12 protein-coding genes and 1 riboswitch are annotated in these 21,814 nt (G+C 58.6%); of the genes, 10 read left to right on the top strand and 2 right to left on the bottom strand.

Going from position 1 to position 21,814, the window contains the following annotated elements:
* Window positions 1-19: 19 nt before the first annotated feature.
* The 5 genes from AC0L27_RS36430 (at window position 20) to metE (ending at window position 9,669) form a co-directional block, all read left to right on the top strand.
* Window positions 20-1,285, top strand: coding sequence for a CaiB/BaiF CoA transferase family protein (locus tag AC0L27_RS36430; protein WP_473322574.1), 1,266 nt, complete (start codon window positions 20-22; stop codon window positions 1,283-1,285).
* Between the two features lie 55 nt (window positions 1,286-1,340).
* Entirely contained in the window at window positions 1,341-2,168 is an 828-nt protein-coding gene (locus tag AC0L27_RS36425) for a citryl-CoA lyase (protein ID WP_473322571.1), read from the top strand.
* 2,116 nt (window positions 2,169-4,284) lie between these two features.
* On the top strand, window positions 4,285-5,505 hold the full coding sequence (locus AC0L27_RS36420) for an EAL domain-containing response regulator (protein WP_473322568.1): 1,221 nt from the start codon (window positions 4,285-4,287) through the stop codon (window positions 5,503-5,505).
* Window positions 5,506-6,089: 584 nt separating this feature from the next.
* Window positions 6,090-6,293 carry a 4Fe-4S binding protein gene (locus tag AC0L27_RS36415; RefSeq protein WP_247804211.1) on the top strand — a complete coding sequence of 68 codons (204 nt, stop codon included), beginning with the start codon at window positions 6,090-6,092 and terminating at the stop codon, window positions 6,291-6,293.
* 760 nt (window positions 6,294-7,053) lie between these two features.
* A riboswitch (cobalamin riboswitch) is annotated at window positions 7,054-7,253 on the top strand.
* 100 nt (window positions 7,254-7,353) lie between these two features.
* The gene (metE, locus tag AC0L27_RS36410) at window positions 7,354-9,669 is read left to right on the top strand and encodes a 5-methyltetrahydropteroyltriglutamate--homocysteine S-methyltransferase (protein WP_473322562.1); all 2,316 of its coding nucleotides are present in this window, start codon (window positions 7,354-7,356) and stop codon (window positions 9,667-9,669) included.
* An 819-nt stretch (window positions 9,670-10,488) separates the two neighbouring features.
* Here the strand turns inward: metE and AC0L27_RS36405 are convergent.
* The gene (locus AC0L27_RS36405) at window positions 10,489-11,556 is read right to left on the bottom strand and encodes a cytochrome-c peroxidase (RefSeq protein WP_473322560.1); all 1,068 of its coding nucleotides are present in this window, start codon (window positions 11,554-11,556) and stop codon (window positions 10,489-10,491) included.
* Window positions 11,557-14,137: 2,581 nt separating this feature from the next.
* On the opposite strand from AC0L27_RS36405, the gene AC0L27_RS36400 reads away from it, so the two are divergent.
* Window positions 14,138-14,443: a helix-turn-helix domain-containing protein gene (locus AC0L27_RS36400; RefSeq protein WP_473322557.1), complete on the top strand. Its 306-nt coding sequence runs from the start codon at window positions 14,138-14,140 to the stop codon at window positions 14,441-14,443.
* Window positions 14,444-14,673: 230 nt separating this feature from the next.
* Here the strand turns inward: AC0L27_RS36400 and AC0L27_RS36395 are convergent, their stop codons facing one another.
* A complete protein-coding gene (locus tag AC0L27_RS36395; protein WP_473322555.1) occupies window positions 14,674-14,916 on the bottom strand; it encodes a hypothetical protein in 243 nt (80 codons plus the stop codon).
* A 606-nt stretch (window positions 14,917-15,522) separates the two neighbouring features.
* Between AC0L27_RS36395 and nifD the strand changes: the two genes are divergently transcribed.
* The 4 genes from nifD (at window position 15,523) to nifN (ending at window position 21,814) form a co-directional block, all read left to right on the top strand.
* A complete protein-coding gene (nifD, locus tag AC0L27_RS36390) occupies window positions 15,523-17,025 on the top strand; it encodes a nitrogenase molybdenum-iron protein alpha chain (RefSeq protein WP_473322552.1) in 1,503 nt (500 codons plus the stop codon).
* Window positions 17,026-17,107: 82 nt separating this feature from the next.
* A complete protein-coding gene (gene nifK / locus AC0L27_RS36385; RefSeq protein WP_473322587.1) occupies window positions 17,108-18,667 on the top strand; it encodes a nitrogenase molybdenum-iron protein subunit beta in 1,560 nt (519 codons plus the stop codon).
* Window positions 18,668-18,782: 115 nt separating this feature from the next.
* Window positions 18,783-20,426 (top strand): nitrogenase iron-molybdenum cofactor biosynthesis protein NifE, encoded by a 1,644-nt coding sequence (nifE, locus tag AC0L27_RS36380; protein WP_473322549.1) that lies wholly within the window; start codon window positions 18,783-18,785, stop codon window positions 20,424-20,426.
* A 5-nt stretch (window positions 20,427-20,431) separates the two neighbouring features.
* Entirely contained in the window at window positions 20,432-21,814 is a 1,383-nt protein-coding gene (nifN, locus tag AC0L27_RS36375; RefSeq protein WP_369726384.1) for a nitrogenase iron-molybdenum cofactor biosynthesis protein NifN, read from the top strand.

Genomic DNA, 21,814 nt, shown 5'->3' with positions numbered 1-21,814 from the left:
CAAAGAAGGCTCTTTCGAAATGTCTCTGCCGTTAACCGGTATCCGCGTCCTCGACCTCTCAAACGTGCTGGCTGGTCCGTTCTGCGGCTATCATCTCGCGCGCCTTGGCGCGGAGGTGATCAAAGTCGAAAACCCGAACGGTGGCGACCTGGCGCGGCGCCTCGGCGCGGATCCGAAAAGAGCGGAGCGCCTGCAGGGACTTTCCTTTGTCGCCGTGAACGCCGGCAAGCAGTCGGTTGCGCTGGACCTAAAATCGGAAGCGGGCCGCGAGGTGTTCTTGCGACTGGTCAAGGAAGCCGACGTGGTGCTCGAAAACTTCCGGCCGAAGGTGATGGAACGCCTTGGCCTCGGCTTTGATGTGCTTGTCAGGCTGAACCCGCGTCTGGTCTACTGCGCGATCTCCGGGTTTGGGCAGAGCGGACCGTGGTCCGGCCGTCCGGCCTATGACCAGATCGTCCAGGGTCTCTCCGGAGCCATGAGCGTCACCGGCGATATAGCCTCGGCTCCCCTGCGCACGGGCTTTCCGATCTCGGACACGATCGCGGGACTGACTGCTGCGTTTGCCATCGCCGCGGCTCTGGTCGACCAGCGGAATAGGCACCGGGGTCGGTTCATCGACGTGTCCCTGCTCGAAGCCACCGTCGCCGCGATGGGATGGGTCGTCTCCAACCACCTGAACGCCGGGGTCGAGCCGCAGCCCATCGGCAACGAGAACTTTACCGCGGCTCCGTCCGGCACGTTCCGCACCGCAACGGGCCCGCTGAACATTTCGGCCAACGAGCAGAAGCAGTACCAAGCTCTATGCGACCTGATCGAGCGACCGGACCTGAAGGCGGATCCACGCTTTGCTGGACGCGAGATGCGCAAGGTCAACCGCGCTGCGCTGAGCGCGGAGTTGAACAAGGCATTGATTTGCAAGCCCGCTGAGGAATGGGAGACTCAAATGAATCTGGCTGGTGTCCCTGCCGGCCGTGTGCTGACGGTCTCGCAAGTGTTGCAGCAGCCACAGGTCCTTGAGCGCGGATTCGTCGAGACTTTGGCACCAGAACAAGACGGTGCGCAGCCGTTACGAATCACGCGGCCGGGCTTCCGGCTGGATGAGGAGTTTTCGGTGCCTTCACCACCTGCGACACTCGGAGCAGACACTGAGAGATGGCTGCAGCGGCTCGGCTATTCGTATGCGGAGGTCGAGCAACTGGTCTCAAGCCGGGCCGTCGGGACGCCAAAGCAAGGAGAGGCTGACTTCCTGCCCGTCCGCGTAGCCACGGACGGACCGATATCATGACATCCGACGGCTTGCGGCGGTTGGCAATAGGCAGGTTGAAAAGATGGAACCGGAAATGAGCGAAGAAGAAATGCGACAGCAAGCGGCCAGTTGGTGGCGAACCTCCATTTGCGATATCGCGCCAGGTCGCATCGCCTATCGCGGTTATCCAATTCAAGATTTGATAGGCCGCGTTTCCTTTCCCGCCATGATCTGGCTGATGTTACGTGGCAATCTGCCGACGCCAGCACAGGAGCAGCTGCTGCAAGCTGCGCTGGTTGGATCCGTTGACCACGGTCCGCACGCGCCCTCCATTGCAATTGCCCAAATGGCGGTGAGCTGCGGCCTGCCCCTGAACGGCGCAATGGCCTCGGCAATCAACACGCTCGATGACGTGCATGGCGGAGCAGGGGAGCAGGCTGTCGAACTCTACGAAGATGTGCTGCGACGGCGCCAAGGGCGAGAGATCGAGCAGGCCGCGGGCGCTGCAATCGACCATTTCACCGCAACCCGCAGCAAATATCTGCCGGGCTTCGGCCACCGGTTTCATCCAGTCGACCCGCGCGCGGCCCCGCTATTGGCGCTGGTGGATGCCGCAGCCGACGAGGGCAGTGTCGGCGGCGATTATGCCAAGGCCGCTCGCGCGATCGAGCGGGTGATGCAACAGCGCAAGAGCAAGCTCATTCCGATGAACATTGATGGCGCGACCGCGGTCATTTACGGCGAACTGGGCTTCGCCTCTCCGCTCGCGCGGGGGGTCTTCTGCTTGTCGCGCGCGGTCGGAATCCTGGCTCACGCCTGGGAGCAAACTGGGCGCAACGATCGCAACAAGGGCCCAATGCCCAAGCAGTTCGGCTACAAATACGAGGGCCGGCCGTGTCGCAGACTGGAAGGCCCATCATGAGTATCTCGAAAGCCCGCCAAGCTGATTGAGACCAGCGTGTTTTGGTCGATGGCGGCGGAGTTTCGTCGCCGGGTGTTTCTTCGGAATGGCAAGACGCGAACCGTGGGGATAGCCAGTAGATTGTTTCATCGACGGACCGTCGTTCGACCAGCCCGAGAATCTCTGTGTCGTCGACGTGACGCGCGACAATAGCATCTGGCGCGTACCGCTGATGCGTGACGGCGGCGTCGGGAAGGTTGGACGATTCAGCTGGTTCTTCGGGACGAGCGGTCCTGACGGACTGACGGTCGATCAAAAAGGGAGGCTCTTTGTCGCGCATGATTCCATCGCCACGTCTTCGTATTGGCGCCAAACGGCGAAGCGGTCCGCTCGCATCCAGTCCTGCGCAGGGGGGAGCTGCACGAATGTCGTATTGGACGCGGCACTCGGCGTATTGCTCATTATGGAACACTACCGGATCAGTGTTGATGGCTGATCTCGCTCACCTTCCTCGAAATTCGCCAGCAGGAGTGGCAAGGTGGTGCGGAATCCTTTCACGCGCCGGTCCGTCGCACCAAGATGCAGGAATGAGTGGTAGACGACTGGCCTGGCCACTTGCCCAAAGAATGTAACTGGTGACGAATGGATGGCGTTTGTGTGCTGTGATCTCAAACCAGAGTCAGTAAATCGCACTGCATGGGAGGCACAAAAGAACGATTCGTAAGGCTGGGTCGGGCTTCGCCCGCAACGGGCCGCCGCCGACCTGTCGTCTTTTGGTCGGGCGGGTCGCGGTATCGCTTCCCACAATGAAGAATGATTGGTCGCTGATATTTTCGAACGTTCTCGCCAAGAAGGCCGAAGAGGTAACCGCTCGCGCTGGGAGTCAGCACCGCATAACGTCGAGGTTCTCGATCATGCTCGGCGGCGACGCACGCGTGAAGCGTTCGTTTTCAGAAGCAACAAGCCCCAGGATTTACTGCTTGAAGGACTTTACCGATAGCACGCTAGACCAGGAGACGTTTTAAGTCTGTGGCGCAGAGGCGTACTACTGTCAAAGCCTCTTGCGCGCGCGCAATCCTGCAACCCGATATCCCCTCTCCTCGTAGAAGTGGCGTACCCGTTCTAGGGCCGGATAGCCATCCGGAGACAACGCAACCTCAATCATCTGCCAGCCGCGGCGCTTCGCCTCCGAATCTACCGCCTCGAGCAGATGCCGACCGCCGTCAGAGCTCCGGAAGTCACGAGAAATCCATAGCTCCTGAAGCACGCGTACGCTCCGGCTGCTCTCACCGCCTGTACGGCCGAGATGCTAGCTACCCCTACAATCTTGTCCGGTGCCTTGTTCCTCGACGACAAAATGAAACCCCGTTCGGGATCCTGAATCAGGCGCAACGCCGCCTGCTTCGCGCCTTGAAGGCTGAACTCCGGTCCGGGGCCACCTAATTCTGAAAGTAGCTCTTCGACCGCTTCTGTGACCGCGTTCTCACCTCCTGGCACGCTCTTGCGCAAAGCCGTGCCCCCGCGAGACGGGCCTTGCGCTTCAGCGCCAACACGAACACCCGACCTAGCCCTCTGGAGGAAATTCATGCTCAGTAGGAGACAGAAAACGCAATTGAGAGCAACTATCAGGCTCGGTTAGGAAGCAGGACGTCCACACTCGCTATGGGCAACAGAGCTGAGGTAATTGCAAGCCATTGCCGTTCTCCTCAGAACGACTGCGGCTTGAGCAGCTGCGAACTCATGATGGACTGCCTTCGATTGGAAAACATATCACCAAACGGCACACGCCGGTCATGCCGATCAAACGTTCTAAGAGTGATTGCCGATCGTCGCTCACGAACTACTCGATTGAATAAATCGTGCACCACGATGATCGCAGCGCCATAGGGCGTCAGCTCGGTGCGTCCGAACGAGAGATTCCCACCTCGCGTGCGTCACTCGTACGAAGTTGCGAGAAGCGCGACAGGTATCACACCCGTGCGCCCGATAAAATCGTCTGAGCAAGATCGCGAAAGATTTTGCACACTAATGCACCATCTTAAGCTTATTTCGAACAATCGAAAGATATCGGGAAGCACAGCTTGTTTGGACCTTCGCTCCTCGTTTAAGGCACCGTCACGGAACGGGAGTGGTTGCGATGGAACATGGACAGGCCGAACTGGTCGGAGGGAAACCTGTAATCTTCGGGCAACGTAAGGTGCGGCCGCGGGCGTGCCTGGCCGTCGGCAAGCGGCATCTGCGCGCCTTTCTACGGGATGTGCTGGAGAATATGGGGTTTGTTATTAGCGAATGCAGGACTGCTGACGAGCTGCCGCTCGTACTCAGCACGGAGTTCCCTGATCTGATCCTGCTCGGCATTGGCTCGGACCGCATCGAGCCTGGACGATTGCTCGAGATACTGGTACGCGAAGAATTTGCAGGCCGAGTGCTGGCGTTCGGAGCCCGAGAGTCGATCATCATGGCGGCAGTGCAGCAGGTCGGTAGTGAATATGGGCTTGCTATGCTGCCGCCGCTCAGGACGCCGTTTGCAGCCGAGACGTTGCGCGATCGGATCGCCATGCTCTTGCCAAAAGAGCCGGCGCCCCGTCCCGCGGTTCATGTCGGAGAAGCCTTACATGCTGGCTGGCTTGAGCTCTGGTATGAGCCGAAGTTTGACGCGTGTACCCTTAGCCGCCGCGGCGCAGAGGCGCAAGTGCGAATGCGGCACCCGACCTGGGGCGTTGTTCCACCGGCCTATTTCATCCCGGAGCCTCAGGATCCGCATTTTAGGGAGTTGTCGCAGTTCGTGATCGACCGCGCGATCAAGGATTGGCATTATCTTCTGGAGCAGCAAACTTCGATCGATCTCTCCATCAATCTCCCGGCAGCATTCCTGATTGACCCGCAGGCGGTACGCGATCTCTGTCGGCGCATGCCGTCGCACCCCGCTTTCGGCGGTTTGACGATCGAAATCGAGAGCGTGGAAGCTATCCAGAACCTAGATCTCCTGGTCCAGGTTGCGCGTGAGGTTCGCTTTCACAACATTGGCCTTGCAATCGACAATGTCGGTGCCAATTGGCCACAGCTGATGGGCATAGAAAAATTCCCGTTCATGAAATTGAAAGTGGATCGTCAGTTCGTCGGCGGCTGCGCGAATGGGCCCCTCAAGCGAACGGTGTGCCGCCATATCGTCGATCTAGCCAAAGAGTACAATGTGCGCACCGTCGCCGAAGGTGTGGAGAGCCAGGCCGACCTAATCGCTGTGACCGAACTCGGCTTCGACCTTGCGCAGGGCCATCTGTTCGGAAAAGCCATGCCACTGAAGCAATTTGCACAGTCATCTTTCCACCATGCTCCAGCTTGCGTCACGAGTGGCTGAGTGCGGCCAAGCGAAGCCTAGCAGCGCTCACGAGTACCGCCGTGCCTACTCGGCACCAGGCATGAGCCTGAGTGCAATTCAATCAGTCACTTGGCAAGGCCAGTGTCGCTCGCCCCGCCGCAACTTCACTTCCCTACGAAGCTTGTTGTACCACAAACCCGTTTTTGCAAGCCTCCAGCGAGTCGATCCGCGGAGCTAGCGTTGCAGCCATGAGCGAGGCTTGCGAAAACCTCCGTCGGTGGTGTCTGACCGGAGGTTTGCCGAGATCCGACGTAGACCTGCGTCCGCTCGCGGCTTTTTGTCGCGCGGCCGGTTTCGGAAGCGTCGAGCCTCGCTTGCCCCCGCGCTGACGTCCCAAACAAACCGACGGACGCTCGCAGCGGTCAAGCCGCGACTGACTCTCAAGAGGGCCCGAGAGCTCCTAGCCTGAAATTGAAGCGGCCTGTTGCTGTCGCAGATGCAACATGGTCTCAGACCCCGGACAGTCGAATTGGGCAAATTGCCCAACCTTGAGCGCGTCTGCGTTTGGCACGGCATTTGAAAGGGATCGCCTATGGCATCGCTCGCCTAAGGAGTCGGAAGGCATGGCTTACAAGATCGTCGCTTCGCAATGCACCGTTTGTGGCGCATGTGAGTTCGAGTGTCCCAACGCGGCGATCAGCCTGAAGCGCGACATTTACGTTATAGACGCCAAAAAATGTACGGAGTGCGAGGGCCATTGCGACACGCCGCAATGCGCGGTGGTCTGTCCGGTCCCTGACACCTGTGTCCCGTCCAAGACAGCATAAGCAGCCCGCGTCCAGAAGGCCTCATCGCTCGATTTCGCGAACGAAGTCGTAGATGTCGACCTTGAGGCGACCACCCGCCGCATGGGGCGCATCGAGGTCGATTAACATCGTTACGCGCTTAAGACGCTGATCGACTCCGAGGAGGCCCTCGAAGGGCCTCGGTCGGACGAAGATCCTCCAGTGGCGGCGTTGAGGCTGATGGTCGCTAGTTACGAGCCGAGGCGAGGCAGACCGGCGTGGAGCGGCCACGAGCGCATCGAAGCTGGCGCCAAAGTCGCTCAGCACGTGAATACCTGGCGTACCGAGAAGATCATCTTAACCAACCTCAGGGAGACGGACGACCTCGTGCCTCGTCGCGGGCCGGCCGAACACCAAGGAGTCGACTTGATCATCCGTGCGATCCTGGAGCAATCCGGCTTCCTAGTTTCTAGGGAGCCTCATGGGCTATGACCAAACGGATGCCGGCCAAGGCTCATCGCATCTTCCTAACTCGCAGGTTGGAAAAGCTGCTGACGGACAAGGCCCGCCTCGTCGCGATCATACAGATAGCGAAAACGGCCCGGGTTCGTTCCGGTCGCGGAGTTCATCCGTTTACGCGAGCAGGGTGTTGAAAGCGAACGCATTTTACAAGCGGAGCCTCCACAGATCCGCGCCTGTTCACCAGGCCGCGCGCAGACCCTCGCACGCTGCTAGTACGCTCGCAATCGCTTGGGCAATATCACCGCGAGAATCGGTAGGTTGACGCATCGATCCTCGTGCGCATAATTCCAGCCGTCGCGGTCTTTGGATTTCGTTTGATCCGGAGCTAAGAGGGAAGCCGGTGCAAAACCGGCGCTGCCCCCGCAACTGTAAGCGGCGAGCCGCTGTCCAACGAAGTCACTGAAGCCATGCGGCTTCGGGAAGGCCGGACAGCACCGACGACCCGTGAGCCAGGAGACCTGCCTCGACAAGATATCGTCCACGGGCGGGGTGTCCCGGTGTGCGCCAAGCAGTTGTCGCTCACGCGATGTTCGCTGTATGCGTCCGCCATGGCCTTTGCCCCAATCATGGGGTCTAAGCTATGTCTATCCTTTCGCTTCCCGTTGCCACACTGGGGACGTCACGCATCGGCCCACGACGCGAACTCAAATTCGTGCTCGAGAGCTACTGGGCGGGAAAGTCCAGCGAAGCCGAGCTCCTCGAGGCGGGGAGTGGACTTCGTGCCGCTAATTGGGCACGGCAGAAATCCCGCGGTGCGACCGTCATTCCTTCGAATGACTTCTCGCTCTACGACCATGTGCTCGATACCAGCCTAATGGTCGGCGCCATTCCCGACGTTTACGGCTGGACCGAAGGTCCTGTGTCGCTCAAAACCTACTTCACCATGGCGCGTGGCGCTCAGGACGGTGGTCACGCTCAGCATGGGCCCGGCGTAGCCGCACAGGAGATGACGAAGTGGTTCGATACGAACTACCACTACATGGTGCCGGAATTTCACCAGGATCAGATCTTTAAGTATGTCTCTCGGAAGCCGATCGAGGAATATGAGGAGGCAAGAAGCCTCGGCTATCAGACGCGGCCCGTCCTAGTTGGCCCAGTCACTTTCCTGAAGCTTGGCAAAAGCGTAAATCCCGCATTCAATCCGCTGTCGCTGCTTGATCGGCTCCTCCCAGTCTATGTCGATGTTCTCCGCGAACTAGCCTCGCGCGGTGCTGAATGGGTTCAGCTCGACGAACCATGCCTAGTGATGGACGTCGACGAAACATCTCGCGCGGCTGTCCGCCGGGCCTATGCTCACTTCGTTAACGCCGTGCCGGCTCTAAAAATCATGCTGGCCACATATTTTGGAGCGGTCGGCGACAATCTTGAGACGGTCTTGGCTTTGCCCGTTGCCGGGCTCCATGTCGACTTGGTTCGGGCACCCGGCCAGTTGGACGCGATTGTCGCCAGAGCCCGTGGAGATCTCGTGGTCTCGCTAGGCGTCGTTGATGGTCGCAACGTCTGGCGCTCCAATCTGCCGGCGCTGCTCGACCAGCTTGCTCCTATGGTCAAAAAGCTGGGCAGGGACCGTGTTCAGATTGCTCCCTCCTGCTCGCTACTTCATGTTCCGACTGACGTTGAGCTAGAGACCGATCTCGATCCCAATCTGAAGACGTGGCTGGCGTTCTCAGTGCAGAAGATCGAGGAGCTTTCGATATTGGGCAAAGCGCTGGCCGGCCATGCTGCCGACGTGGCCGATGAACTCGCGCTCTCAGAGGATGCATCCGTCACCCGCGAAACGTCGCCCAAGATCCACAGTGCGAACGTCGCCCGACGAATGGCCGCCATCGGCGATAACATGCGTCGCCGTCGCAGTGCGTTCAACCAGCGTGCGGACGTCCAGCGCGTCGCGTTCGCATTGCCGATGTTTCCAACGACAACCATCGGATCCTTCCCGCAAACGGCCGACGTCCGCAATGCGCGTGCGGCTCATGCCCGGGGAGCGCTGAATGACACGCAGTACGAGCAGCGTCTCAAAGCAGAGACAGCCCGTACCGTGCAGTGGCAGGAACATATCGGCCTGGACGTGCTCGTACACGGTGAGTTCGAGCGCAATGACATGGTTCAATATTTTGGCGAGAAGCTGTTGGGTTTCGCATTTACCAAGCACGGCTGGGTTCAGTCTTATGGCTCGAGGTGCGTTCGTCCTCCTATCCTGTTTGGAGATGTCTCCCGCCCGAAGCCCATGACCATCAAATGGTGGCGCTACGCGCAGTCTCTGACCAAAAAACCCGTCAAGGCTATGCTGACCGGACCGGTGACGATCCTGAATTGGTCGTTCGTCCGTGACGACATCCCGCGGAGCGAGACATGCCGACAGATCGCTCTCGCGATCCGAGATGAGGTCATCGACCTTGAGGCGGCTGGAGCGACCATGATCCAGATCGACGAGGCCGCGTTGCGGGAGGGGTTGCCGCTACGCAAATCGCAGTGGAAGGACTATCTCGATTGGGCAGTGGACAGTTTCCGCATTTGCTCCTCCGCTGTCGCTGATCGAACTCAGATCCATACCCACATGTGCTATTCCGAGTTCAACGAAATCATCGATGCGATCGCAGCAATGGATGCCGACGTCATTTCAATCGAGGCCTCGCGTTCTAGAATGGAATTGCTCGACGCTTTCAAGAGCTACAAATATCCTAATGAGATCGGGCCGGGCGTCTATGACATTCATTCACCGCGCATTCCCGCAGCAGCGGAGATCAAGCAGCTGATCGTGTTGGCGCGGCAGCGCGTTTCCGATCGGCAGCTTTGGATCAATCCCGACTGCGGACTGAAAACTCGAAGGTGGGAGGAGGTACGTCCCGCGCTCGTCAATATGGTGGCCGCCGCACGCGAGTTGCGGGCTGAGACATGATCATACGGAGCGTGTCGCCAACGTATTTGTGAATAAGATGAACGCGGTTTGGGAGGCCGGGACATCTTGCTAGCTTCCCAAACCTTCCAGCGCTTGCGAATGCCGGTCTGCCTCGGTGGAGGCGATCGCATACAGCCGGTGACAAGCTCGAATCCGGAGGACGCCAGCATGCCGGCCATACCGATCAGGTGACATATCCCAACTCATTAACGCTGGAGGCGAACCATGGCCCTATCTTTTTCATTTATCCATCGCGTGGATGCGTCCCATCACCACAATCGATTTTACCGCCCTTACAGAATTTTATACGTAATTGGCGCCTTGGCCCCGTCTTCGAGAAGAGTTGTTGGTGTTGGGGCGCTGCCAAACGCTGCCGCGTGACGGCAAACTGACGCTTGAGTTTCAGGACACGGCAGCCAAACCGCCTGCGCGATGGATCCCAGCTCCATCAAGGCTCCCCTTGCTAACCGGACAGCTGGCAAGTGGTGGCAAGTGTTGAACTTTCCGGCAGGAGCGGAAGGCAGGCGGCTCGCTAAGTTGCGCGGGAGCGATATCCGCTTCTTGTTGTTGACGGCGAGTGCCCTCGCCGTAAATGGATCGGCGGTAGTCCTCCCTACCGACGAAAGCTGGTGCGATGCGGAACGCAGCGTCGCTCCTGCGTGACTTCTGCCCGGCCTCCCGTGGAGGCCGGGCATTTTTTATAGTGCGTGGTGATGAGTGACAGCACAAGATCGTTCATTTAGGCGTCATTGCGGGATGCCAGTTTCTTGCGTTGCATCTGTTGCTGTTCGGCAGGGAATGAGGCCTGTGCTGCTAAGGCTATCTGTCTATTGAAGGCTTTGGTGTCGTGTTGCTACGCGTTGGTAGTACCGGATATTCGATCTTAGGCAGCCGACCGGTCAGCGAATTCAGAAATGCGACAATGTCGCTTTCCTCCGTATCGCTAAGCTTGGCGCCGAGCTGGACTTCACTCATCAGGCCAACAGCTTGCTTGAGGCTCCAAACTTGTCCCGAATGAAAGTAAGGGGCTCGCAACGCGACGTTCCGCAATGGCGCCGCGCGGAAGACATATTCGTCGCCGACCGCCTTAGTGACAGCGAACCGCCCCTTATCGGCGTCCGGAAGCACGCTTGCGTCCGGCTTTTTCGTCACGCCGAACGGGAAGTAGGCCTGTCCACCGAGGTTGATTCCATTGTGGCAAGAGGAACATCCCTTCTCCATAAACAGTGCCAACCCGGACTTCTGCTGATCATCGAGAGCATGTGCATTGCCCTCGAGATACTGATCGAATGGAGCCGCAGGTGTAATGAGAGTCGCTTCAAAAGCCTCGATCGCCTTCGCAAAGTTTTCAAAGGTGACCGGTCTCGCTTCGGTCGGAAAAGCGTTATTGAACAAGACGACATAGCTGGGCATTGAGTTCAAGATACCGAGCACATGATCCGGAGTCGCATTCATTTCGGCACTCGCCTGCACAGGGCCGGTGGCTTGCGCCTTGAGGTCCGCGGCACGTCCGTCCCAGAATTGGGCCGCATTGAACACTGCGTTGTAGACGGTTGGGGCCCGACGTAGGCCGACCTTCCAGCCGTGGCCAACGGAAGTCGGACCGACATCGACTCCGCCGGTCCCGAGATTGTGGCACGTATTGCAGCTAATGATCCCGCTCGCCGATAGCCGCGGATCGAAGAACAGCATCTTGCCGAGCTCGACCTTTCCATGCGTCACTGGATTGTCTTTTACCGCAGGAATGACCGAGGGAATCGGATGGAAGATCTGCTTGGCGTTTCTCATCAGATCATCGTCGGCGTTAGCTCCTGACGACATCAGCAGCCCAACAGCTAAAATAGATGCTTCAGCCACGAGTCGAAGCTCCGGGATCCATTTGTTCATACACCCGCCTCATTAGTTCTGATTGTCAAACAAGGAAAGAGTCGAAGGCGATGCCCCGCGTTCTTCGACGGTCCGGCGCAGCATGCACCGGATCCTCTGAAGCGAGGCTGCATCAAAATGTGCGATTTCGAGGTGCTCGCCGCCAGCGTTCACGCACGGGCTTGAGGGGCTTATGTGATTCGCGAGTTCGCTTCGAGCTAGTCGCGGCCTTTCTGTTGGTGGATCAGACTAGCGCCTCAACGTTCGGCGTGATGATCGATCTGACAACAACAAGCGTGCCGCAAGCAGTAAGCTGTCCGGTGGCCGCATCGGTGCTCCATCGAGCGATTGGTTGGCCAATACGCTCCCGCAAAGTTGATGTATCCGTCTTATACTCTGGGCGCGCTCAGCGCTCCCTGTGTCATTGGACAATTAGCAACTGCGATGCCAGTTGCGTCCGAGATGCAAGTTGCTGATTTAGTTGTAGAACGAGTCCGGACGAACAAACAAAGTGGCATGTGTTGGTTTGATCACTACATTCAGTGTCGCAGATGCCACAAGCGCCAGGCCCGGCTAGAGATGACCACAGATCCTTTTGTGGTGAGGTTCGCTTGCCAGCTTGCCGGCCGCACGCGGGAATGGCGGTACCAAGACCTACGCAGCTGGGCGAGACACTGAGCCGAGGCGCCCGGCGGTGCGCGTTGTTCACGATTTCGCCGAGCCCTGCCGACTGAAGCCTCTCCGGCTCATATCCGGGCCGCTCTGGCGCGCCGCCGCCGCGAAGCCCGGCTCGTTTGCAAGGACGAGCCTCTGAACCGAACATGGCTTGTTGCAATTCCATCTGAGGTTCGGTGGCATGGCAATTGCCGTGCTCAAGTCTGAAAGGCGCGGCTGCCCAGAGTTTGACAGTGCGACCGTCCGAGCCAATTCGACAGGTGGCCGGCCTGACCCCTGATCCGGCGGGTGTTGGCTGAATTACCTAGTCGGCCCACTCACGGGCTGCTGCTAGCTTTTGAAATCCTGCGCGCTGAGGGCAAAATAAGCTGAACTTCTGCAGGAGCAGCCGCTACTTCGTGCTCTTGCGTTGAAAGACGCCGATACAAGAGGACAAGCTGGGAGGAGATCGTGACATCATGTCCGCAGATGGCCCAAGTCCTGAGATCTATCGGCGTCTTAGCGAGGAAGGAGCGATTGAGCACTTGTCCATGGCTCGTTCAAGTTGGGATACGGTATCCGTGATGGCTTCGATTGACGATCGCTTGAATGAGATCAGATCCGTACGGAATGACATTTGGCGTTGTCGCAGAAGGCTTCAAAGCGAGCTAGATGATCTCCAGCGTGAGATGCTCGAAGAGCGTCTGCTTGAGCGGCAGTCTGCCTTTGAACGGCTCGTCTCGGCCACGTTTCCTTTTACATTGAGATTGTGAAGCAATTTTCGGGACCTGTGCCGCGGGAGCATTCCGCGTTAAATAGCGTCCGCTCACAGAGCGCCTGCGCCTGAGTCAGGAATGTAGCGCTCCGGCGCCGCGGGCCGTCGCGCCCCTCATGGCCGCCGCCGACCTGAAAAGCTCGGCCCATAGCCTTGGTTCACCGACGTGCTGCCCGCTGCGCACCGATAATGAAATCGTTCCGGCCCCATCCAAGGGCACTGCCGGGGGGATACCGCTCGCCTCGCTTCTGCGACACCGCAGTCAGCTGAGTAACGGTGATCCGGCAGAACGATCGAAGGAGCTTGAATCGCCCGTAGCGTCAGATTGTACAGAGCAGGGAACGACATTTCAGATCAGGTGCAGTCGAATGATAAGACCCGCTCTCGCTTTTGTACTATGTTCCGCTCTCGACTGGATCGGGCTAAGCATGGGGGCGGTTGCGGAAACAAGGCGGTACGCGTGCACGATCACTGCCGCCGATCGAGAGCCGGCCGGAGTCCGGAACGAGCGGGTCATTCTCACCGTTCAATATGGCTGCCGGATTGCAGGTGGCCTCTTGACCGACGCGGGGATCACAGCAGTGTCGGTCAGCGAGTGGGCTGCTGACAAAAGGACATACTTGGCGTCCATGGAATTTCACCACGCGCTGGAGGGAGTTGCAATTGGGCAACTCTCCGAGGCGACCGACTTCTCTAGCATGGAAGGCGAGCAAGGCATTGGGGTCGCAACTTCCGGCACGACAGTTTTCAAGTTCGCATCTGGTTCATTGGCCGACCTTTCAGGGAAGGCCCTTAAATTCACGACAAAACCCACTGGCCTACGTAGCTTCGAGTTGGAATTCACAGATTGGCCAGAATCTCTTCTATCCAAGTGACGTGTCTTACGCTGAATTCCGCAGGCGCGCGCACACGAATTACTGTCCATATTCTTAGGCACACACATATGTGCTCCCGGGGCTATATATGCCGTCCTCCAAGACGAGCACACCCGCAAAAGTTTAGGCAAAACTCCAAAGGCACTCGAGCGCGGTAGAGCGTTCAAATTGACGTTCTCCCGGTCCGATCGGCAGCTCTTTTGGCCGGCGATCCGCATTCAGGGACGAACTGGCCTCGCATGGCGGCGCCTGCGCGACACCGAAGCTATCAACACGGAACAAAACGCGCAGCCCTATCATGAGCACGAAGAAGAAGAAGCTGCCGGCCCACCGGCTGCCGAACGCCGACGAGCACGAACTCAAGGCAGCTCTCATCGTACAACTGAAGCGGTTGACGGGAGCGGGAGATCACTCAAACCGAAGCGGCGAAGCTGGTCGGCGTGAAGCAGTCCAACCCGTCCAAGCTGCTTCGGGGCAGTTCAAGTTGGTTTCGGCCGAAAAGCTGCTGCGCATGCTGACGGGGTTCGATCGGGACGTCGAAATAAAAGTAAAGCCACATCGGAAGCGTGGCGAAGGGGGCCGGATCACGTTTATTCGGGCCTGAGAGCTGCCGAAACGGAGGGTTCATGACATCTAGGCCGACGGCAGCCAAGCGCTCATGAACCCACCCTGCAGTGCCCGATCTGCAATCGAGATTCGGCTGACTGAATCCTTCGCCGCCGCTCTTCGCGCGGAGATCGTAATCGGACATCGTTAGAGCGGGATCCGCGGCTGGAGTCTTCCCCAGGCGAGGGCCGAATTCTGTTACGTCCAACGCGGATTTTCGAGCACCAATCAGCGCCCACACAGGAGGTGCTCAAACCGGCCGAGCACCGTGAAGCCGAAGACGACGTTCAGGATGGCCAATACCCAGGCGTAGGGATCCCGACCCCAGACGGCGATGATGGTCGCCAGCAGGCACGCCGCGGCAAGTGGGATCATTCCAAGGATTCCGACGGACGTGCTCATAAAGGCGGAAAGCGCGACGATGGCAGCGATGAGCCCGATCCCGAAATGCCGGTGCTCGTTGATGTTCAAGGTGAGTGATTGTCTCCTTGGCGATACTTTCTTCGTCCCTGACTCGACCTTCATGCGGCGAGTAACCGATCTTTGGCGGCGTTCGCAGAGCGCGTAACCGATTGTTTTGTTTCAGACAGACGTTAGCGGCTACTCTTGTCGCTGCCAGACAGAGTCAGCTTTATAACAATCCGCAGCCGGCCGGCTATCTGGCTCTACCGACGTTGCTTTTTGTATTCAACCGGCGCTGGCACACTCGTTGCAGACCCCTGCGCAAGAAGCGTCTGTTAGTCCTTTGCATCGCCATGCACAGGGACATGCCTCGTGATCGCACGCGAGTAAAGAAGCCGATATGATTAACCGCTGGAGAGCAGGTATGACTTCACCGAGACGCGTTTTGGTCATCGATCAACAGCGTCAAACATGGCGCTCCTAAGCGCTTAGCCGAGATGAGCTACAAGGTCGTGAACGACGGCTGCGGCATGGTCCAGAACGCCGCGAACTTGCGATCGGTAGGACCGCTCACGAAGATTGCACGCTTTACACCTGAACGCCGGATCGGAAATCCGTCGGTCCACCACAAAAGCGTCGCTTCTTGTTGAGACCACAATCGAAAAGGAAACGTGTATGAGCCGAGCATCTACCCAAGGCGTTGCAGAGATCAAGGCGCGCAACAAGCAGCTAATCGACGAGGTGTTGAAGGTCTACCCCGAGAAGACCGCCAAAAGGCGCGCCAAGCATCTCAGTGTTCACGAGGCGGGAAAGTCGGATTGTGGCGTCAAGTCGAATATCAAGTCCATTCCCGGCGTGATGACCATCCGCGGCTGCGCCTATGCGGGCTCCAAGGGCGTGGTCTGGGGACCCATCAAGGACATGATCCACATCAGCCACGGTCCGGTCGGCTGTGGTCAGTACTCGTGGGGCTCGCGGCGCAACTACTACGTCGGCACGACCGGCATCGACACGTTCGTGACACTGCAGTTCACCTCCGATTTCCAGGAGAAGGACATCGTGTTCGGCGGCGATAAAAAGGTCACGAAACTCATCGATGAGCTCCAGGAGCTATTTCCTCTCAACAGGGGCATCACCATTCAGTCCGAATGTCCGATTGGCTTGATCGGTGACGATATCGAGGCGGTCTCCCGCGAAAAGTCGAAGGAATATGGCGGCAAAACCATCGTGCCTGTGCGGTGCGAGGGTTTCCGTGGCGTGTCGCAATCGCTCGGCCATCACATCGCGAACGACGCCGTTCGGGATTGGATCTTTGACAAGAGCGCCCCAGAGAGCAGCTCGAAATTTGAGCCGACACCATATGATGTTGCGATCATCGGCGACTACAACATCGGCGGTGACGCCTGGTCGTCGCGAATCCTGCTCGAAGAAATGGGCCTGCGCGTCATCGCGCAGTGGTCCGGGGATGGATCTCTCGCTGAATTGGAGGCGACGCCGAAGGCAAAGCTCAACATACTGCATTGCTATCGCTCGATGAACTACATCTCACGGCACATGGAGGAAAAATTTGGGATTCCCTGGTGCGAGTACAACTTCTTCGGTCCTTCCAAAATTGCGGAGTCGCTACGAAAAATTGCAAGCTTTTTCGATGATAAGATCAAAGAAGGCGCCGAGCGCGTCATCGCGAAATATCGACCGCTTGTCGACGCGGTGACCGCGAAATACCGGCCGCGGCTCGAAGGCAAGACCGTAATGCTGTTCGTCGGCGGCTTACGTCCCCGCCACGTCATCGGCGCCTATGAGGACCTCGGCATGGAGGTTGTCGGCACGGGCTATGAGTTCGGGCATAACGATGACTACCAACGCACCGCCCAGCACTACGTCAAAGATGGCACGCTGATCTACGACGATGTCACCGGCTACGAATTCGAGCGCTTCGTCGAAAAGATCCGGCCAGACCTCGTCGGCTCCGGTATCAAGGAAAAATACGTCTTCCAAAAAATGGGCGTGCCGTTCCGCCAAATGCATTCCTGGGACTACTCGGGTCCTTACCACGGCTATGACGGCTTCGCGATCTTCGCCCGCGACATGGACATGGCGATCAACTCCCCGATCTGGGGGAAGACCACCGCACCTTGGAAGGACGCTCCGCAGCCGAGCCTCATGGCAGCGGAATAAGAAACCGACGCCCTGGCCGTTTCTTTCCCGCAGAGGAGGGAAGGGGCAGGAGAACGAACACAAGAACCCAAAGAGTGCCATGATGACACAGAACGCCGAACACATACTCGACCACTCTGAGCTTTTCCAGGGAGACGAATACCAGCAGATGCTGGCCAAGAAGAAGGCACTATTTGAGAATCCGCATGATCCCGCCGACGTCGATCGCATCAAAGAATGGTCCAAGACATCCGAGTACCGCGAGAAGAACTTCGCCCGCGAGGCGCTAACCGTTAATCCGGCGAAGGCTTGCCAGCCGCTGGGTGCGGTGTTCGCCGCCCTCGGGTTCGAGCGCACACTGCCGTTCGTCCACGGCTCACAGGGCTGCGTCGCGTATTATCGCAGCCATCTGTCACGGCACTTCAAGGAGCCGACATCGTGCGTCTCCTCGTCCATGACGGAAGACGCGGCCGTGTTCGGCGGGCTTAACAATCTTACCGACGGGCTTGCCAACAGCTATAACATGTACAAGCCGAAGATGATCGCGGTCGCCACGACCTGCATGGCGGAAGTCATCGGCGACGATCTCAATGCCTTCATTAAAACATCAAAGGAAAAAGGTTCAGTCCCAGCGGACTACGACGTACCATTCGCTCACACTCCTGCGTTCGTCGGCAGCCACGTTACTGGCTACGACAACACGCTCAAGGGCATCCTCGAGCATTTCTGGGATGGCAAAGCCGGCACGGCCCCAAAACTCGAGCGCAAAGCGAACAACACGATCAACTTCATCGGTGGCTTCGACGGCTACACTGTCGGAAACGTCCGTGAGATAAAGCGTATCTTCGATCTGATGGGCATCGGCTACACCATCCTCGCGGATAACAGTGACGTGTTCGATACCCCCACGGACGGCGAGTTCCGCATGTATGATGGGGGCACTACATTAAAGGATGCCGCGAACGCAGTCCACGCCAAGGCAACCATTTCCATGCAGCAATATTGCACGGAGAAGACGTTGTCCTTCATCAAGGGACACGATCAGGAGGTCGTCGCTTTCAATCACCCGCTGGGCGTCAGCGCCACGGACGATTTCCTGATGACCCTGTCGCGTGTCGCCAACAAGGCAATTCCAGATGCGCTCGAGCAGGAGCGTGGGCGTCTGGTAGACGCAATGGCTGACTCCAGCGCGCATGTTCACGGCAAGAAGTTCGCGATCTACGGGGATCCAGACCTCTGCTATGGCCTGGCCGCATTCTTGCTGGAGCTCGGCGCTGAGCCGATCCACGTGCTGTCGACCAACGCGAATAAGGCCTGGGAGCAGAAGATGCAGGCGCTGTTCGCGAGCTCGCCCTTCGGTCAAAACTGCCGCGCCTTCCCAGGCAAGGATCTCTGGCACATGCGATCGCTCCTGTTCACAGAGCCGGTCGATTTCCTGATCGGTAACACCTACGGCAAGTATCTCGAGCGCGACACGGGAACGCCGCTAATCCGCATCGGTTTTCCCATCTTCGATCGCCATCATCACCATCGTTATCCAGTGTGGGGCTATCAGGGGAGCATGAATGTGCTGGTCAAGATTCTCGACAAGATCTTTGATGAGATCGATCGAAAGACCAGCTCGGTTGGCAAGACAGACTACAGCTTCGACATCATACGCTAAGGCGAGCTCCCCGCTTCATCGTCCGCAGGACCAGCGGCGCTGCGGCGGGGATCACAGGTTGTCCGCCGTCCATCCTTGTGGTCTGCGGTGTGTTGACATTCCCGAGAGAGACACCATGATTTCGCTTCCCACGACCATACAGGACGTTTTTAACGAACCGGGCTGCGCCAGGAACGCGAGCAAATCGAGGGTCGAGCGCAAGAATGGTTGCACCAAGCAGCTCAAGCCGGGCAGCGCCGCCGGCGGATGTGCCTTCGATGGCGCCAAAGTCGCGCTGCAGCCCTTCACAGATGTCGCCCATCTTGTGCATGGTCCAATCGCCTGTGAGGGCAATTCCTGGGACAATCGTGGTTCGGTCTCGTCCGGCTCCGATCTGTGGCGCAGAAGCTTCACCACAGACATGAGCGAGACCGATATCGTCTTCGGCGGCGAGAAGCGGCTGTACAGGGCAGTCAAGGAGATCACAGAGAAATACGACCCGCAGGCCATCTTCGTCTACCAGACATGCGTGCCCGCAATGATCGGTGACGACATCGATATGGTCTGCAAGGCGGCCTCCGCCAAGTTCGGCAAACCGGTCATTCCCATCAATTCACCGGGATTTGTCGGGTCGAAGAACCTTGGTAACAAGCTTGCTGGCGAAGCACTGCTGGAGCATGTCATCGGTACCGGAGAGCCCGATTACACGACGCCGTATGATGTCAACATCATCGGCGAATACAATCTCTCCGGCGAGCTCTGGCAGGTCAAGCCCCTGCTCGATGAGCTCGGAATTCGGATCCTGTCGTGCATCTCGGGGGACGGCAAGTACCGCGAGGTCGCTTATTCGCACCGGGCCAAAGCCGCGATGATGGTTTGCTCAAGGGCAATGATCAACGTCGCACGCAAGATGAGGCAGCGCTACGGCATCCCGTTTTTTGAAGGCTCCTTCTACGGTATCGAGGATACCAGCGATTCACTCCGCCAGATCGCGCGCATGCTGACCGAAAGTGGCGCGCCGGCTGAGCTGATGGAACGCACGCAAGCCCTGATCGCACGGGAAGAGACCAAGGCCTGGGCTGCGATTGAACGTTTCAAGCCGCGCTTTGCCGGCAAGAGGGTTGTTCTCATCACCGGCGGTGTGAAATCCTGGTCGATGGTGGCCGCCTTGCAGGAGGCCGGGCTCGAGATCGTCGGCACGTCCGTGAAGAAATCGACCAAGAAGGACAAGGAACGTATCAAGGAATTAATGGGCCAGGAGGCCCATATGATCGAGGACATGTCGCCTCGCGAGATCTACAAGATGCTCAAGGACGCAAAAGCCGATATCATGCTCTCGGGCGGCAAGTCGCAATTTGTCGCACTGAAGGCGGCGATGCCGTGGCTCGATATCAACCAGGAGCGCTGCCACGCCTATATGGGCTATGTCGGGATCCTCAAGCTCATGGAAGAGATCGAGAAGGCGCTCTACAGTCCGATATGGGATCAGCTCCGCCAAGGCGCGCCATGGGATGAGTTCGACCGGAAGCCTCAGGGAAGGACGGTTGCCCAGATGAATGCGCAAGCCGCGAATCCAGTTCGGGACCCAAGCAGGAACGGCGTCAGGGCGATAAGTTTCTCCAATCAAGCTGAGGCCAGCGAGCGTGAGAGCGCGATTGCGGCGCATGGCCCGAAGCTCGCCGAGCCCAACACGCCGTGCACCAGTTCCAGCGGGCGGTGCATTGCTTGTAGGGACATTCCATCCGATCTCCAGCCGCCGGCACTGCAGGCGGCGGAGTAGGGGACATGGCGATCGTCACTACCTCGAAGAAAGCCTGTTCGGTCAATCCGCTCAAGATGAGTCAGCCGATCGGCGGCTCATTTGCCTTCATGGGGTTGCGCGGCGCGATGCCGCTTTTGCACGGCCCGCAAGGTTGCGCCTCCTTTGGGCTGACGCTGTTCGTGCGCCATTTCAATGAAGCCGTGCCGATGCAGACAACTGCTATGAGCGAGGTTGCTACCGTGCTGGGCGGCCACGAGAATCTCGAACAAGCGATCCTCAACATCTACAATCGCGCCGAGCCCGAGATCATTGGCATCAATTCAACTGGGGTCACCGAGACCAACGGCGATGACGTCGAAGCCTTCATCCGGTTGATCCGACAGAAGCACCCGCAGCTCGAAAAGCTCCCCCTTGTCTACGTCTCGACCCCGGATTTCAAGGATGCCTTTCAGGATGGCTGGGGGAAGACGGTGGCGCGGATGATCGAGGTGCTTGTGGCACCGTTCGACCCAGCCAGACCGCGCGATGCCTCCCGCGTTAACGTGCTACCTGGTTGCCACCTCACGCCCGGCGACCTCGACGAGCTTCGCACGATCTTTGAGGATTTCGGTCTCAAGCCCTCCTTCCTGCCGGACCTTGCAGGTTCCCTGGACGGCCACATCCCCGACGAATTCACGCCGACTACAATCGGGGGGATTGGCGTAGACGAAATTGCGACCATGGGGCAGGTGGCCTGGACGATCGCGATCGGCGCGCAAATGCGCCGTGCGGCCGAGACCATGCAGGTGCGGACAGGCGCGCCGTTCCGTCTGTTCGAGCGGCTCTGTGGCCTTATCCCAAACGACGATTTTATGGCGTTCTTGAGCCAGATCACCGGCCGGTCAGTACCCTCGAAATATCGCCGTCAGCGTGGACAGCTGGCAGACGCCATGCTGGATGCTCATTTCCATATCGGCGGCCGCAAGCTCGCGATCGGCGCCGAGCCGGATTTGTTATTTGACCTCTCCAACTCGCTCCATGAGATGGGGGCGCAGGTCACTGCTGCGGTGACGACGACGAACTCCCCGGTGCTGCAGCGGGTCAGGACCGAGAACGTCCTGATCGGCGATCTGGAGGATCTTGAAGAGCTTGCCAGGTCGCGTGACTGCGACCTCTTGATGTCGCATTCACATGGCCGCCAGGCCGCTTCGCGACTCAATATTCCATTCTTCCGGGTGGGCTTTCCGATGTTCGATCGCGTTGGCGCTGCGCACCTCACAACGGTTGGCTATCGCGGCACGCGCGACCTGATCTTTGACATCGCCAATCTCATCATCACCGACCGCGAACTCAACCATGGGCCGACGCCTGACACCTGGCGATCCACCAACTCTGACCTGCAGGTCGTTTCGCCTGGGTTGCATTGA

This window comes from Bradyrhizobium sp. Ken51 (assembly GCF_055807435.1).
The sequence above is the reverse complement of the archived record's forward strand: the minus strand, read 5'-3'. Positions and strand labels throughout refer to the sequence as shown.

Excerpts from the sequence above, each read along its gene's own strand:
- AC0L27_RS36430 (WP_473322574.1), top strand. The coding sequence starts at position 20 with ATGTCTCTGCCGTTAACCGGTATCCGCGTCCTCGACCTCTCAAACGTG.
- nifE (WP_473322549.1), top strand. The coding sequence starts at position 18,783 with ATGATTTCGCTTCCCACGACCATACAGGACGTTTTTAACGAACCGGGC.
- nifK (WP_473322587.1), top strand. The coding sequence starts at position 17,108 with ATGACACAGAACGCCGAACACATACTCGACCACTCTGAGCTTTTCCAG.
- nifN (WP_369726384.1), top strand. The coding sequence starts at position 20,432 with ATGGCGATCGTCACTACCTCGAAGAAAGCCTGTTCGGTCAATCCGCTC.
- metE (WP_473322562.1), top strand. The coding sequence starts at position 7,354 with ATGTCTATCCTTTCGCTTCCCGTTGCCACACTGGGGACGTCACGCATC.
- AC0L27_RS36415 (WP_247804211.1), top strand. The coding sequence starts at position 6,090 with ATGGCTTACAAGATCGTCGCTTCGCAATGCACCGTTTGTGGCGCATGT.
- AC0L27_RS36405 (WP_473322560.1), bottom strand. The coding sequence starts at position 11,556 with ATGAACAAATGGATCCCGGAGCTTCGACTCGTGGCTGAAGCATCTATT.
- nifD (WP_473322552.1), top strand. The coding sequence starts at position 15,523 with ATGAGCCGAGCATCTACCCAAGGCGTTGCAGAGATCAAGGCGCGCAAC.
- AC0L27_RS36400 (WP_473322557.1), top strand. The coding sequence starts at position 14,138 with ATGAGCACGAAGAAGAAGAAGCTGCCGGCCCACCGGCTGCCGAACGCC.
- AC0L27_RS36420 (WP_473322568.1), top strand. The coding sequence starts at position 4,285 with ATGGAACATGGACAGGCCGAACTGGTCGGAGGGAAACCTGTAATCTTC.
- AC0L27_RS36425 (WP_473322571.1), top strand. The coding sequence starts at position 1,341 with ATGAGCGAAGAAGAAATGCGACAGCAAGCGGCCAGTTGGTGGCGAACC.